Source organism: Dyadobacter sp. CY261 (genome assembly GCF_021440085.1).
Lineage (GTDB): Bacteria > Bacteroidota > Bacteroidia > Cytophagales > Spirosomataceae > Dyadobacter.
In genome coordinates this window covers 1-15354 of sequence record NZ_JAKCPW010000024.1, presented here as the reverse complement: position 1 = coordinate 15354, position 15354 = coordinate 1, and the positions used below count along the sequence as shown (strand labels likewise).

Genomic DNA, 15354 nt, shown 5'->3' with positions numbered 1-15354 from the left:
TGCTATGTTTTATCCGTTCAAACCATCCCGCAGCCGAAGGCTGCACAGCGCGCATTCACAAAGGCTCAATGAAAAAATCGCTGCCATGCAGCGCGCGTGGGCAAAGCGCTTAAACGCCCGGGCGCGAAAGTTGCCCGCCAAAAGACTCAAAATCCTGCTTGCGCTCGCCGGCATTATAGCCTGCGCAGTCTCGGCAGGCCTTATCTACCGCGGCATCAGCGCCCAACAGCTAACGCTGCACCGCTTCGATCTGCCCATGCTTTTCGAGCCTGTCTCTGTCCCAGAAGGGCCCCGGATGCAGCAAGCACTGGAAAAGTATCTTGACAGCCTCGAAAAAGCCTTCATCTTAGATAGTATCCAAAACGCTAAATCAACAATAAGTCATGACACATCAGCCCTACACTGAGCAGTTTTTAAGGCAACGCAAATTTTACCTGGTTCTGCCACTCCTTGCTTTACCATTTCTGACATTGATGTACTGGAAAGTAGTTGTCAAAACCCTAGACAAACATGGCTCTGAGGATAATCGGGGCCCGGGTTTACAGCTGAGCCTGCCATCGGCAGCGCTGAAAGGCGAGCAAAACATGGATAAGCTTGCCTACTACCGGAAAGCAGACCAGGAATCGGCCAGTTGGGCACAGCAAATCAAAAAAGACCCCTACCGGCAAGGCGAGAATTCTGTTGCGGTCGATTCAACAAACTCGGCGCTGATGGGACTTTCTGTGCCGGGGCCAAAAGCCAACCATCGGGCTTTGTTCAGAGCGAATGCTGCCGCTCAAACACTGCAGGAAAAACAGGTGCATCTAAGGCTTAGGGCGCTCGATAAAGCTTTGACCAGCTCATCTGCCCCATCCTTTCAAGATCAGTTTTTGGGTAAGGATTCAACCCTTGAAGCCCGGCCGGAAATCACACGATTTGAAAAGATGATGGATCAGATGCAAAATGAAAATCTGGCCCAGGCGCCAGATCCCGAGATGAGCCAGCTCGATGGCATGCTAGACAAGCTCTTGCAGTTGCAGCAGCAAGAAAAATCGGGCTCTGAGCCCAATGAAACTGTGGCGGCAAATAAGACGCCGGGGCTGGCAGTGCATGCCGCATCTGATCAGCCTTACATGACCCTGCTTTCTGGGCAACAGGATTCCTCTGCTTATGTAGCAGGGGCCAGTAGCCAAATAGGCTTTTATGGCCTGGATGAACAGATTGCAACCCGGGCCCAATCAGCACTTACCGCAGTTATCGAGCATAACCAGCAACTGGTTTCCGGAAACACCGTTCAGCTAAGGCTGACAAGGGCGCTATCGGTAGCGGGCGCTGAGATCCCGGCAAACACTTTCGTGTACGGGATTGCATCCCTCTCTGGGGAGCGGCTTAAAATCATGATCAGCTCACTGGTCTCAGCTGATCAGATACTGCCGGTAGACTTATCTGTCTACGATTTAGACGGGATCGAAGGGATATTTATCCCCGGAGCCCTGTCCCGCACTGTGGCCAAGCAGCAACTCGGTAGCCAGCTGCAAGGATATGAGCTGGATGCTGGCGGTTTTTCAGTAGGTGCCCAGGCGGCCTCGGCCGGCATTCAGATGGGCAAGATGCTGGTAAGCCGAAAAACCAGATTGACCCAGGTTACCCTTAGGGAAGGCTACAAAGTGATCCTGCGCGATACTACCTCCACCAAACCATAATTAGCCATGCATCTAACAATCAAAACAGCAGCTTGCCTATGCTGGCTTATCCAGCTACTGGCACATTCCAAGACAAGCGCGCAAAATGAGAGGCTCTACGCTATTGAGCCGGTGCCGCTTGAAGTCAGCGCCAGCAGGACCGTTTCGCTAAGCTTTTCTGCACCTGTCAAAAGCCTTGACCGCGGTAGCGCCGATCTGCTGGCGCAAAAAGCCAAATCCACTGAGAATGTTGTCCTGCTCAAAGCGGCGCGCCCCCAGATGCAGCCAACAAGCCTGATTGTGATTACCGCCGACGGGGAGCTGCACACCTTTGAGGTTCGCTACCAGGAGCAGCCCAGCTCGCTGGGATTGCATCTTTTTGCTAGCCGCCATCAGCCGCACGCGGCCGAATTGTCTGAGGGGATCGATCAATCTGTGATCAACGAAGGAATCGGTCTTGCCGTAATCAAAAAGCCTAATCTTGATAGGAGGCGGCAGGCCGCTGGATTTTCCGCTAGCATTGACGGCTATTATGTCAAGGGCCCTGTCATGTTTCTCCGCTTAAAGCTTGAAAACCGCTCGGTGATCGATTACCGAATCCAAACGCTTCGGGTTTTTACAACCGATAAAAAGCAGATCAAGCGCTCTGCCAGCCAGCGCGATGAGCTCAGCGTGATTGGCAGCTCCGAAAGGACCGATCAGGTGAAAGCCGGGGAAAAGAAAACGCTTGTGCTGGCCATTGCCAAACTGACAATCCCTGAAAACAAGCGGCTTTCGATTGGGATCACTGAGGCAAATGGCGCCAGAAACCTGGCCATCGATCTAAAAAAGAAACACATAAGCCGCATCGCCCCGCTCTAAGGTTGTCTGGGCGCTTAAACGGCCTGGCTGCCAGCTTCAAATTACGGTGCTGAAACGATCACAATCATCCTGATATCTACTATGGACACCAGAAACTTTGAATACCTCAAAGCCCAAATCAAATATACTGGCTTTGGTGATAACCTTGACGAGCAGCTCAGGGCCGGCATGCAAAAGCAGCTGCCCGAGTTCACCCTGCACCACAGGGCCACTTTCGGAGGTGATCAGCTGACAAGCGCGCTGCATTTTAAAAGGTCCCGCGAGAGCGAGCTCTATTTCTTTAACAGCTATCTGGCAACGCTCAAAAATCAGGATCAGTCTCAGATGCTCAATCAGCTGTTTTACATCCAGCGTCAGGGAAGTGTTACCCTCAGAGAGGCCTTTAATCTCATGCAGGGCCGCGCTGTTGAAAAGCAGCTGCTCAATCAAAAGGGCGAGCAGTATTCGGCTTGGCTGCAACTGGACTTCAAAGAAACGGACCAGTTAGGCAATTTCAAGATTCGCCAGTTTCATCAAAACTACGGCTTTGATCTGCCAGGACAAATTGCCCGCCTTTCGCTCAAAGAACTAAACGAGCCTGAAAGCCGGGCCAGGCTGCTGGATTCGCTCAGAAAAGGAAACCGTCAGCAGGTGACTTTGCTGGACGGGGTGGCAGAGCATAAGCTATTTCTGGAAGCGAGCCCGCAGTTCAAAGCAGTGATTGCCTACGATCAAAACGGAGCCCGCCGGCAGATCAATGAGGCCACCCAGACGCGTAGCCAGCTGGAAAACCCTGCTCGTAGCCTGGCTACCTATCAGGCTCACCAGAACGATCAGGGGCTGTCGCTTGGCTGAGCCGAACGCATAACGCGCTAACACCTTTGGAAAATGAGCCTAGGCAGCGAATACATCGACCAGGTCCGCGCTGTGGACCTGGTCTCCTATCTGGCCCGGCTCGGCATTGAGCCGCAAAAAATCAGTGGCAACAATTATTGGTATCTGAGCCCGTTACGAGATGAGAAAAGTCCTTCCTTCAAAGTCAACCGGACCCTTAACCGGTGGTATGATTTCGGTGAAGGCATCGGCGGAAGCCTAATTGATTTTGGCATCCGGTATCACCAGTGCTCTGTATCGGATTTTCTAAGCGCATTTAAAGCAGATCTACTGCTGCTGCCGGCGGCAGCAGCGGTCAGCCGGCCAGTCCAGCAGCCAAAAGAAAGCAAGATTAAAGTTACCAGTGTGGCTGCGCTTGAAAGGCCTGCGCTTCTGGCATACCTGACCCAAAGAAAAATTGACATCGGTATCGCAAGGCTCCACTGCCAGCAGGTGCATTATCAGATTGCCGGCCGGAGCTATTACGCCATTGGCTTTGCCAACGATTCAGGCGGCTATGAGCTTAGAAACCCGTACAGCAAGCTTGGCAGCTCCCCCAAAGACATCACATTAATCGATAACCAATCTGATCAAATCGCCGTCTTTGAGGGCTTCTTTGATTTTCTTTCCTACCGCTCTTTTAAAGCTGATACAGCCCAGAGGGAAAATTATCTGGTGCTCAACTCGGCCGCTTTCTTTTCGAAGGCGATGCCCAACCTGCAAACCTACCGGAAGGTCGACCTGTATTTGGACCAGGATCAGACCGGAAGGCTACTAACGGCAAGGGCCCAGGCAGAAAGCGGTCGTTTCATTGATCAAAGCGCGCTCTATCAAGGCTTTAAGGACCTAAACGAATACCATGTTGCAGTAGGCAATCCCCTGAAAAATCAGGCGGGCAAAAACCTGGGTCTTGATCTGTCTCTTTGAGACGGCATGTCCAGCTGCGCTATAAATACCTACAAAACAATATAGACGATGAAGCAGACACTTGACAAGCCCTGGCGCAACATCTGGCTTAAAATCGATGCTGAGCAGTATGATTCCCTTCAGGCCCAGCGGGCCAGCACCACCTGCCGCAGTCTGACCGAATACATCAGAAGACTCGTTTGTCAGCAGCCCGTAACGGTCAATTACCGAGATGCATCCCTGGAAGATCTGATCACAGAGCTTTCCATCATCAGAAGGCACCTTGCTACTGCGGCTGAGGCGCTTGCGCTATCGGCTGAGAAAGTCTCGCAGACCTATGGGGCTGAGCAGCAAAGCTGGCTTGAAGCTCATCAGAAGGACCGGGAAGTTATCTTGGGCCATATCCAGCAAATTTATCAGCATACCAAACAGGTCGCCATCAAATGGTTGCAATAGTGCGCTCCTCCCGCTCTGCCAAACGGCGCTGCCAGTACAATGAAGCAAAGGTTGAAACCGGTCAGGCTGAATGCATCATGGCTGGCAACTACCCTTGTGAGCCTGAGGATCTGACGGCCACACAGCGCGCTAGGCTATTGGAAAAGCGCCTTGATCTAAATGCCAGGTCCCAGAAAAGCGCCCTGCACATTGTGCTTTCCTTTCACCCGCAAGATCAGCTCTCCAGAGCAGCGCTTCGAAAAATCTCTCAGCGGTACATGGACCAAACCGGCTTGGGTGATCAGCCTTTCCTAGTCTATCAGCATTTGGATACCCTGCACCCTCACCTTCATATCGTCACTGTCACCATCAAAGCCGACGGGGCAGTGATCGATGCCTTCCCCAAAAAATTGGCTGTTGACAATAATGTGATTAAGCGCATCGAAGAAGACTTTCGCTTGACGGCCGCCCAGGGAAGAAGCATCAAAGAGCACAAGGCCGATAGCGCACAAAAGTTGCGATACGGCAAGATGCAGACTGTTGAGGCGATCGGGCAGGTGCTTTCGGTGGTGCTGCCCAATTTCAAATACAGCTCTGTTTTAGAGCTGAACGCCATTCTCAGACATTACAATCTGATAGCTAAGACAGGGCGGCCTACCTCTAAGATTAGTCAAAATCAAGGGCTTGCCTACCAGATGCTCTCAGAGGATGGCAAAACAATCGGCGTGCCTGTCAAGGCCAGCAGCCTGCCATCAAAACCCACACTTGCCTATCTGCGCCAGCGCTTTAAGGCCAATGCCCTCACCTCAACACCCCAGCAGCAGCGTATAAAAACGCTGATCGATCTGGCCCTGCTAAGCTTGGAAGTAGCTGATCTGTCGGATTTACAGGCAAGCCTATCCAGCGAAGGTGTAAAAACGGTTTTTGCCTATGATTCCAATGCGGCGCTCCGAGAGATCATCTTCATCGATTTCAGGGCGCGCTCGGCCTTTTCTGCCGCACGGCTTGGAGAGCGCTATACGCCTTCAAAGATTCTGCTGCTAGACGAAGCTGCGCCGATAAAAATGCAGGCCCCTCAACCCACACACCAAGCATCAATCAGTGATGCGCTACAAGCTGACTTGGCCCCTGGCAAGCCTGCCGGGCCCCTGTTAGCAAGCCAGTCACCCGAAAGCAGCGCGGATGAGGGCTTTCTGAGCCTTCTTTTGCAGCCCGTCAAATCAGATGAGCGGCTCCCTTACGAGCTTAGAAAACAGGCCAAGAAAAAACGAAGACAGATCTCTTTACAGATTTAATAAAATAACATGGCAACCACAGGAGAAAACGAGCAGGCGCTGCGGCGGATCATGGATATGAGCCGGCTCATCAGCCTGGCCCTACTTGCGCTTCACTGCTACTATTACTGCTATGGGGCATTCCAGCACTGGGATCTTACCTGGCCACTTACCGACAAAATCCTTGATCAAATTATTAAGACTGGGCTTTTTAGCAGCTTTGAAAAGGCGAGAGTCGCCTCGCTGGCATTTTTATTTATCTCGCTTCTGGGCGTGAGAGGCAAAAAGGATGAAAAGCTCACTTTGGCGCTTCCAGTATGGGTGCTGCTTTCTGCCCTTACAAGCTTCTACTTTTCTTCGCTAGTCCTCAGGCTATCAGAGCCTGACCGGCTAGCGGCTACCCTCTATATCGGCTGGTGCTCTACCAGCTACCTTGCCGCTCTCTGGGCAGGAGCGCGCCTTTCGCGGGTGATCCGCCAGAGGATCACGGTCGATATCTTCAACGCTGAAAACGAGCGTTTTCCCCAGCAGCAGGCGCTGGTAGAAAACCAATATTCGGTCAATTTGAAAGCCCGCTACCAGCACAAGGGCAAAATCCGCGATAGCTGGGTGAATTTTATCAACCCTTTCCGCGGCATTCTCGTTGTTGGCTCCCCTGGCTCGGGAAAGACCTATTATGTGATCCGGCACATTATCACCCAGCACATCCGCAAAGGCTTTTCAATGTTCCTTTACGATTTTAAATACGACGATCTGACCAAAATCGCCTATAACACCTGGCTGGACGTGCAAAGTGAACCCCAGACTGCCAAAGCCTTTTACTACGTCAATTTTGATGATCTCTCCCGCTCGCATAGATGCAACCCGCTTGAACCCGGCACGATGACTGACATCTCTGATGCGGCAGAATCAGCCAGGACGATTCTGATGGGCCTTAACCGGGAGTGGATCCGCCGTCAGGGTGATTTTTTTGTCGAATCCCCAATTAATTTTTTAACGGCTATCATCTGGTTTTTAAAAAAGTATGAAAACGGCAGATACTGCACCCTTCCGCATGCAGTCGAGCTGATGCAAACAACGCACGCCAAGCTATTTTCTGTACTTAGGACCCAGCGCGAGATCCAGGTTTTGATCAACCCGTTCATATCCGCCTTCATTCACCATGCCAACCAACAACTGGAAGGCCAGATCGCATCGGCCCAGATCTCTATGGCGCGCCTTTCTTCACCGGCGCTTTATTATGTGCTTTCCGGAAACGACTTTTCTTTGGATCTCAATAGCGAAGACCAACCCAAAATTGTCGCTATGGGCAACAACCCTGGAAAGATCCAGACCTATGGCGCTGTGGTCTCCCTTTACATTTCCCGGATGATTAAAGCCGTCAATCAAAAGAATAGGGTGAAGTCAAGTCTTATATTCGATGAATTCCCGACCGTTTATCTCAACCACATCGACTCGCTGATAGCCACTGCGCGCCAAAATAAAGTGGCAACCACGCTGGGAATACAGGATTTAAGTCAGCTCCGAAAAGATTACGGCAGAGAGCTGGCCGATGTGGTAATGAACATAACTGGAAACATCATTTGTGGCCAGGTCACCGGCGAGACCGCCAAACAACTCTCAGAGCGCTTTGGAAGAATCAACCAAGACCGTACAAGTCTTTCAATCAACCGCACCGACACCTCCATCAGCCGTTCTAAGCAGCTGGACCCGGCCATCCCACCTTCGCGGATTGCCGCTCTGAGCGCCGGGGAGTTTGTCGGCATGTGCTCAGACAATCCCGACCAGCCCTTGGATCTGAAAACTTTTCATTGCACATTGGTCAACGATCATGAAGCGCTGGACAGCCAACAGAACGAATACAAACCATTGCCGGTCGTCCGAACTGTAAGCCCGCCGGTGATTGAGGCCAACTACCGGCAGATCAAAGAGGATGTGGAAATGATCATATTCTCGGAAATGGAACGAATGCTCTCTGACCCGGAGCTCACTCATTTAATCATCAGCAAATAATCAGCAAGTGTAGTTTAGTCGGCTCACTGCTGCTAGCCACGCGCCAAGTACAGTTTCTTACTTGCTGGTAGCATCGCCCATGCGCTGCCAGCATTACGCCAACTTATTCTCAGGCTTTCAAACCCTTAGTTTCTTCCAATGGAAACACCAGTTTAAGAATTCTCCAAGAAACGGCGAGTGCAAAACCGCCCGAAATCTTCCCTAACCGCTTCCAGCAGATAGAGCACGATCCGAATACACTCATATTAAAACACTAATAGTTTATCCGGTGCCGCTTGCTACAAATGCTCGGCTGGCTGCCATACAATTGGTCCCTGAGATTTAAGATGGCGAACTATCATAGCATTGGTGCCAGGGCGCATCAATCTGTTTGTCAAATGCTCAGCATTAATGCTCACCTACCATCAGGCGATTTGTTGTAGACAAATTTGTAAACGACCTAACCGCACCACAAAACGTATACACATAAACGTTGTATCACAGACTTGACTGACGTATAAGGTTGCCCGCTATAGATGTAACAGGTGACGCGCTCAGATTGTTTTCTCGATCTAGCACCTAACAATTGGATCCTGGCCGGTTAAGGCGACAGCTGGCTTTACCTCCAAACTATCAAAGAGCGTTTATGAAACAGTTTCGGTAACACAAAATATAAGAAAATAATTTCAAAAAATATAATTATTCAACTAAATCGTCTTTACAAGTAGAATTTAGTCGCGCTGAGGTTTGTGATAATAAACTTTCTTTTATAGCTTCAACCTCAGATATCCGGCGCTGATGCCATACGTAAAGCAAACCGGGATCTATTTTAAGAACTGGTCATTCAAAAAATTGGCACCAGTTCTTGTAGAAGACAATCAAACGCACTATAATTCTTGACAAATAGCAAGCAGATTGACCAAGGCAACCTCGATTTCGGGTTGTTTTTGCAAGAGCGATTTGGCAAGTATCCTATAACGCTGTGTACGATAAGTGCTGAGAGATAGATGCACACTGTGGGAGGAGGAGTTTCGATACCGTATCAACATGAAGTGATATTTTACTCAACGTTAATCTTTTTGCAAATGTTACTAGTACATCATATCTCAACTGGCCTCAATAGGCTCATTCCAAAGCAAATTCTGCATTTACATTTTCCTCTTATCACCTAGATTGCAGCAGTTGGTTGTGAATTGACACGTCTGCCGCTCTGCTTTTATAATTAGCCGGTTTACGGTTAACGCATATGCTCTTAGCCAAGCAAAGGCTTGGCGGCCTATGACGCATCTTCCAAATTGAAATGGGAGACGGTTAGCTGTATAGGACTTGTCAGACAACCAGCCATTCCGACGATCCAGTTTTTTGCGCTAAGACAATAGGCTTGTGGCTGCATTGCAGTTAAAGGCGACTTGGCTGGGCACTTATATTCAAATCTCGTGACAAGCACTATTACATTGCCTTGTCCTAAATAACCTCCACAAATGAAAATAGCATTAATCGATGATCATCAGATCGTATCTGAGGCTTTAAAGGTGAATCTCATGCAATCACTGCCGGCCATCGAATCGATAGAGCATCACAGCTCCTTCGAGACATTCACAGCAGCGGCTGGCGATAGTGTTCCAACTATTGTGATTACCGAGCTTTCCTTTAACGGCAAATACGACAAAGGTATTGACGCGATCTTCCGCCTGAACCAGAAGAACATCAAAATTATCATCTTGACGTCTCTAAGTGATGACTGGTTGGTCCGTAGCTACATGCGGCTGGGGGCGAAAGCGTTCCTTACCAAAACTTGCCTTTACAACGAGCTCTTGGAAGCTATTGCCCAAGTGCAAAAAGGCAACCTGTTTTTATCAGAAGATGTTCAAAATATATTATTGACCGGCATCATGACCGGCAGGGCGTCTGTCGAATCCCTGTCTAGTATTGAGCGCTCGATCATGGAAGCGCTTGCCAGAGACGAGCCTTTCAAGTTGATCGCCAATAAGCTGAAAATTTCAGTGATTGAGCTGAAATATCACCGCAAAATGCTCATGACCCGCTTCAACGTCAAGAACTTCGCCGATCTGATCGAACTTGCCCAAAAGCCGGGTTTTTTAAAGGCAGAAGCCGCGGGAAGTAAATCAAATATCGAACACTCGGTTTGGAAATCTTCGAGCAAATTGCGGCAAAAAGAGACTGCTATGAGTGTTTAGAAGAAAAAAGACGATCAGCGATTACTGATCGTCTTTTCATGGCAAGTTTTCTTCAATGCCGTACCGCAAGATCCTAGTAAGTTACATCGAGATCAGCAGCATGAACTGCTGCCTTCAATCGGTGTAACTTCTGCTCCTGTTCATTGCGAATTCTTAGCAATCTTTGCTCCTCATACACTTCGAACTGATAAATATCCCGCAACAGGCTAAACCACAAATAGGTCTTCATCAATGGCCCGTATTTGGAGGACTTTAATGTATTAATGTAGTTTTGGCGTAGGTTGAGCTTTTGACTTTCGATACGCTGGCGTTCTAAGATGATTGTCGAACGGTGCATACGAATCATATCGACACAGAAATGCCGAAGGTGATTTTCTGATTTCATGATGGAGGACGTTGAGTATTATATGTTGAGTATTATATCTAGCTACAATATAGCCAAACAACAGATTAAAGTCAATCAAATCGAATTATTTCTATATTTCAATAAATCATGACACGCTCTGAATATACGGTGCCACTTTTCGCAGTAACCTGAACCTGATACAACCCGGCCGCCATTCCTTTTACCGAAAACCCCTCAGCAGCTACTTTGGTAGTTTCATAAACGGTTCTACCTCTTAAATCAACAATGCGGACCAGGACAACTTCATCCTTCCCTCCGATCGACAGCTTATCCGAAACGGGATTTGGATAAATTAACCCAGCAACCCGGTTATTCTTTTCGAAAGCCACCTTCTCAATTCGGCTGTAAGCGTAAGTCCCATCGAGATCTATCATTTTGAGGCGGTAGTAGTTTAATTCGATAGCTGGTGTTTTATGAATCCATTGATATTCAACGAGACCAGTGCTCTCTCCTTTTGCCGCATGCTCTCCTGCTAGTTGCCAGGTCTTGCCATTCAAACTATGCTCTATTTCAAAAACAGCGCTTTTGTGCTCTTCGGCAGTCGACCATTGCAATAGCGTAGTGCTATTTTCGGCAACCGCCTTAAAACTAACCAGCTCTACGGGCAGCGATCCACAAGTTGTTGCTATTTCTGATTGACTATTACAACCGTTACCATTTCCGCTGATAGTAGCGGTACCACCAGCAATAAAACTGCACACAGGCTCAATGGCGCAGGTAGTCAATTTTGGGTTATTGGTAATGTTCAATCCTCCCAAAGCAAGCGTCGCCGACACCCTTTCGTTAGCGCCTATACGCCCGTCACTGGACGAAGAACCCAGCCCGGACAGACTCAATAGTTCAGCGTTGCCTGAAATTTGTAACCACCCGATATTTGTCAAATTATCAAGCCCTGATAAGCTTGTCAACAATGCATTAGCCCGTATGATCATGTTTGTTGCAAAAGCGAGATTGTTTAATCCGGTCAGACTCGTCAATTTTTTATTCTCTCCCACAACGATCCAACTGACCGAGCCTACTGTTTCCAATCCTGAAAGGCTCGGAAGCACGTCGTTGCTGGTGATATACACCTCGCTCAGATAACTGAGATTACTCAACCCATTTAAGCTTAAAAGGCTTTTATTTAAAGTAATGTGCATTTGATACGTTACCGACTGCAAGGTCTCTAAGCCGGTTAAATCAGTCAGTATATCGTTTTCGCCTACTATGATTCGTCTGACGCTTGTTAACTTAGTCAATCCGGTTAAGCTAGTGAGCTTCTTACTCACAGATATAGACAGTAAATCGGTAACAGTCTCCAAACTACCTAATCCGGAAAGGTTCAGCAGCAAATCATTGTTGCTTACATAAAGCGAGTTTACGGTCGATAAATTATCAAGCCCTTTTAGACTGGTGAGTTTGGAATGAAAACGAATGTGAGAGATACCAGAAACAACTTTAAGTCCCTCCAAACCAGACAGATCCGTCAGTAAGTCATTCGTGTAAAGCAGTAAATGCTGAACGCTCGTCAGTTTCTCTAATCCCTTTAAGTTAGGTAAGCTGGAATTATTTTGAATGGTAAGCTTCCCCTCAATGGTCTCTATGTTCTGTAAGGGGCTGAGGTCTGTAATGTCTGCACCATTGATAGTAATGTCACCCTTAACGGTTTTACAGGATGAATTAAAGTCATTTACCGCAGCCTGAGAGTTTAACTTTAAATCGAAGACATTGCATGTCTGGGCTTGAAGTGAAGAAAAACCGGCACAAACGAAAAATAGAACGTACGCCGATACGTGTAGAGCTTTTTTCATACGATAACGTTGAGTAATTATTAAGAACTATTGGCCGAAAATCAGCGAAATATATACAAAGGTTATATAACAAATGATTAAAATTATGAATTTTATTGAATCTCCATTAGTCCACTATTAGTGACCCAAAGTTCATAAAAACTCGCCGGAGTTACGATCCTTAATTCAAACAAGAAGTGATCAGAATGCTCGTTTCGGGCAGAAGTGCCAGGGAAACGTTGGAGGCCTTTAGAATTGCCGAGAATCGGCCGCAGCTGCGGGTTCTTTATCGTTGGAGAAGAATGGCAACGAAAAGACAAAATCAAATAGCGGCGAAAATCGCAACGAGAAAGCAGCGAAGTTAGTGTCTTGACCCCTTATTAGTTGGACATTTGTTCAAGCATGGTTAAGGCGTTTGGCATGGCTTCTTCCCATTTTTGTTGGGGTGTGGTGAAGCCAATGGAACGGTGTAAGCGACGCTCATTATAATGCTTGATGAAGCGCTGGATTGTATCTTTTGCTTCGAAGTAACTGACGAATTCATTCCGTTCAATTACTTCACGCACCAAAATACTGTGAAATGCCTCGATATAGGAGTTTTCTTCCGGTGTTGCTACATGTGTAAATTCCTGCCGGACTTTTGAATTTTTTAAAAAATTACGCACTTTGTGAGCAATGAACCGCGGCGGCGGACCGCTGGCTCCCGTTATCATTTCGCAAAACGACGCCCTGCAATTGATGAAAACTATTCACTCGCCTTAGCAAGTTTATCAAATCCAGTTGTCGAATGCTGCTTTGAAGCACCCAATCGATGATTTTACGTGTGTATACATCTAAAATACACAGGAGATAGTAATTACGTCGCTCACCATGGATCCAGATATACTTAATATCCCAGCAGAGATATTCCAAGGGTTTTGTGGCTTCAATTCGTCGAAACTGAACGAAATCCCGCTTTCCAGCTGTTCGAATCATCTTTCCCAACAGCAGATCGTTGGCAAGCATTAAGCGGTATACCGCGCTGCGGCCGCCTTCTTCTTGTTGATTATATATTCTTTTTTCAGTTCATGAGTAATATATTCATAGCCGAATGCATTGAATTCAGTATCAAGAAGTTGTCGAATAAGTAATGTCACATCTTCGTTTGGTACCAAAACTCCGTCGATTGTCATCGTTACTTGACTAGGTTTTGCCCCCGGTTTACCTTGCCGACGTTTGTAGTAAGTCACACTACGGGGAAGTTCTAACCACCGGCACAGCTCTTTTCGCGTTGTAGATTTCTGGTATTGAGTCATGACGGCTATCTTTTCCTGGGTCCGATAGGAGTTTTTTTTAGCAGTTCACTTTTTACCTCTAGTTCGAGAGCTTGCTTGGCTACTATGCGCTTCAAGCGTTCGTTTTCTTCCGCTCCGGCGGCCCGGTTCTAAGATGCGTACTTGCAGATCAACTCGTGGATAAGAATCCCGAAGGCCGTCCTTGCCGCTTGCCAAATATTTTTCCTTCCACCTCCGCAAAAGAGATGGTGATAAGCTATACTTTCTGCTAACCTCGGAAGGTCCGCTTCGAAGAGATTCCTGTACGATCGAGTACCGGTCTTCTGCACTGAATGTTCGTCTCTGTTTCCTCATGATTCCTAAATTAAATGGACTAAACTGTTTTTACAATTTTGTCCAACCATTTAGGGGGCTAAGACTCTTTCAATTCGTTGACGCTCGACAACGACTGTCGAACGGTGCGCATGAATCATCCCGACATAGGAATGCCGAAGTGGGTTTTCTGATTTCATGATGGAGGAACGTTGATATGATAACCTACCTACAATGTAGCTAAACGGTAGATTAAAAACAATCAAATCGAATTATTTCTATGCTCCAGTTTCTCTTAAAATCATGACACGCTCAGATAGAACCTCACCGCTTTTTGTTCTTAGCTGGGCCTGATACAGTCCTAACGCCATTCCTTTTACCAAAAGCCCCTCGTTAGGCACATTAGTCGTTTCATAAAGGATCCTGGCCGGCAAATCAACAATTCGAAGAACAAACAATCTGCGGTTATATAGGATCTTACAGGGCGAGATACCTTCCCTTACCATGAACCGCATCTCCATTGAAAACAACAAAATCGAGGCCATTTTCAGCCGCTTCGCTGTTTGGCCAAGCCGCCAACCGTTTATGGGCTTCGTCATACTTGCACCCGGCTGTCTGTAGTGACCGTCAGAACATACGGCAAATCTCAGCTGTGGAGAGACGGGATCTGGATTAGGTTCTGAACCAAGATCTTCAAGTGCCGGATTTCCTGGTACCACTGGATCTACTGGCAGATTGTCACCTCTCGCACAGGCAGCGGAGAGGCCGGCCAGTCCAAGAAATTTGAAGAAGACGTTTCGCCGGGTCGGCATAGTTTTGAGGATATTATTTGTAAACAAATATGCAATCAGTTTTCGGACACTAAAGAAGGTCACCTCTTTATTGAAAGGTGACCTCACCAATTACATTGCATGCCCCATCAGTGTAGGCTTAGCTTTTATTATTTTACTAGAATAATTCGTCTAACCTCTTTATTGTTACTACACTGCCAAACCACCAGGTATGTGCCAGAACCCAGATGCGATAGATCCACATCAATTACCTCAGCGTTTGCTAGCTCTTTTTTACAAATCCATACTATTCTGCCCGTCAAATCGACTATGGCCACGCCGTCAGTACTGCCAAGCGGCTTTTTCATACTAATTCTAAAGCGGCCCGATGTAGGATTTGGCCATATTACCATCCCCCCTCCACCCAGATCAGATTCTTCGACGCTTTGTGCTTTCTCAGCGTTCAGCGGATCTTCGGTAACGGCAATTCTCGCAGACACTGCTGAGCAGGTCACTGAACGAGGTGAACCACCCAAGATGTAGCCACCGTCCTTCACACGGACGCTCAGCTGGTGCGCCTTCCCGTCCTTCAAAACAGACGGTAGTACAATACTGAACCCATAGTTACCAGTTCCGGCACCTGC

Annotated in this window: 17 protein-coding genes; 9 read left to right on the top strand and 8 right to left on the bottom strand. The window is 47.9% G+C overall.

Annotation, left to right across the window (positions count from 1 at the left end; translation table 11 throughout):
- The first annotated feature begins 4 nt into the window (after positions 1 to 4).
- From LZD49_RS33265 to LZD49_RS33225, 9 genes are all read left to right on the top strand, one after another.
- Positions 5 to 406 carry a hypothetical protein gene (locus tag LZD49_RS33265; protein ID WP_234672675.1) on the top strand — a complete coding sequence of 134 codons (402 nt, stop codon included), beginning with the start codon at positions 5 to 7 and terminating at the stop codon, positions 404 to 406.
- A complete protein-coding gene (gene traM / locus LZD49_RS33260; protein ID WP_234672673.1) occupies positions 384 to 1682 on the top strand; it encodes a conjugative transposon protein TraM in 1299 nt (432 codons plus the stop codon). The genes LZD49_RS33265 and traM overlap by 23 nt, the downstream gene beginning before the upstream one ends.
- 6 nt (positions 1683 to 1688) lie before the next feature.
- Positions 1689 to 2522, top strand: a complete 834-nt coding sequence (gene traN, locus LZD49_RS33255) for a conjugative transposon protein TraN (RefSeq protein ID WP_234672671.1) — start codon at positions 1689 to 1691, stop codon at positions 2520 to 2522.
- 81 nt (positions 2523 to 2603) lie between these two features.
- Positions 2604 to 3356 carry a hypothetical protein gene (locus tag LZD49_RS33250; RefSeq protein ID WP_234672668.1) on the top strand — a complete coding sequence of 251 codons (753 nt, stop codon included), beginning with the start codon at positions 2604 to 2606 and terminating at the stop codon, positions 3354 to 3356.
- A gap of 33 nt (positions 3357 to 3389) precedes the next feature.
- Positions 3390 to 4301 carry a toprim domain-containing protein gene (locus LZD49_RS33245; protein ID WP_234672666.1) on the top strand — a complete coding sequence of 304 codons (912 nt, stop codon included), beginning with the start codon at positions 3390 to 3392 and terminating at the stop codon, positions 4299 to 4301.
- A gap of 48 nt (positions 4302 to 4349) precedes the next feature.
- On the top strand, positions 4350 to 4736 hold the full coding sequence (locus tag LZD49_RS33240; RefSeq protein WP_234672664.1) for a hypothetical protein: 387 nt from the start codon (positions 4350 to 4352) through the stop codon (positions 4734 to 4736).
- Positions 4724 to 6010 (top strand): relaxase/mobilization nuclease domain-containing protein, encoded by a 1287-nt coding sequence (locus LZD49_RS33235; RefSeq protein WP_234672662.1) that lies wholly within the window; start codon positions 4724 to 4726, stop codon positions 6008 to 6010. The genes LZD49_RS33240 and LZD49_RS33235 overlap by 13 nt, the downstream gene beginning before the upstream one ends.
- A 9-nt stretch (positions 6011 to 6019) precedes the next feature.
- Positions 6020 to 8002: a conjugal transfer protein MobC gene (gene mobC, locus LZD49_RS33230; protein WP_234672660.1), complete on the top strand. Its 1983-nt coding sequence runs from the start codon at positions 6020 to 6022 to the stop codon at positions 8000 to 8002.
- A gap of 1460 nt (positions 8003 to 9462) precedes the next feature.
- Positions 9463 to 10179 (top strand): response regulator transcription factor, encoded by a 717-nt coding sequence (locus LZD49_RS33225; protein WP_234672659.1) that lies wholly within the window; start codon positions 9463 to 9465, stop codon positions 10177 to 10179.
- 73 nt (positions 10180 to 10252) lie between these two features.
- On the opposite strand, the gene LZD49_RS33220 is transcribed toward LZD49_RS33225, so the two are convergent.
- From LZD49_RS33220 to LZD49_RS33190, 8 genes are all read right to left on the bottom strand, one after another.
- Positions 10253 to 10564 carry a hypothetical protein gene (locus LZD49_RS33220; protein WP_234672657.1) on the bottom strand — a complete coding sequence of 104 codons (312 nt, stop codon included), beginning with the start codon at positions 10562 to 10564 and terminating at the stop codon, positions 10253 to 10255.
- A 98-nt stretch (positions 10565 to 10662) separates the two neighbouring features.
- On the bottom strand, positions 10663 to 12375 hold the full coding sequence (locus tag LZD49_RS33215; RefSeq protein WP_234672656.1) for a T9SS type A sorting domain-containing protein: 1713 nt from the start codon (positions 12373 to 12375) through the stop codon (positions 10663 to 10665).
- 359 nt (positions 12376 to 12734) lie between these two features.
- The gene (locus tag LZD49_RS33210; protein ID WP_234672655.1) at positions 12735 to 13067 is read right to left on the bottom strand and encodes an integrase core domain-containing protein; all 333 of its coding nucleotides are present in this window, start codon (positions 13065 to 13067) and stop codon (positions 12735 to 12737) included.
- Complete coding sequence (locus tag LZD49_RS36215) at positions 13012 to 13329, bottom strand: DDE-type integrase/transposase/recombinase (RefSeq protein ID WP_409021372.1); 318 nt, start codon at positions 13327 to 13329, stop codon at positions 13012 to 13014. Before LZD49_RS36215 ends, LZD49_RS33210 begins: the two co-directional genes overlap by 56 nt.
- A 29-nt stretch (positions 13330 to 13358) precedes the next feature.
- Positions 13359 to 13649: a hypothetical protein gene (locus LZD49_RS33205; protein ID WP_234672654.1), complete on the bottom strand. Its 291-nt coding sequence runs from the start codon at positions 13647 to 13649 to the stop codon at positions 13359 to 13361.
- Positions 13650 to 13694: 45 nt separating this feature from the next.
- Positions 13695 to 13982: a transposase gene (locus tag LZD49_RS33200; RefSeq protein WP_234672653.1), complete on the bottom strand. Its 288-nt coding sequence runs from the start codon at positions 13980 to 13982 to the stop codon at positions 13695 to 13697.
- A 236-nt stretch (positions 13983 to 14218) separates the two neighbouring features.
- Positions 14219 to 14779, bottom strand: coding sequence for a hypothetical protein (locus tag LZD49_RS33195; protein ID WP_234672652.1), 561 nt, complete (start codon positions 14777 to 14779; stop codon positions 14219 to 14221).
- Between the two features lie 101 nt (positions 14780 to 14880).
- The coding region (locus LZD49_RS33190) for a T9SS type A sorting domain-containing protein (protein ID WP_234672651.1) at positions 14881 to 15354 on the bottom strand (474 nt) is incomplete at its 5' end.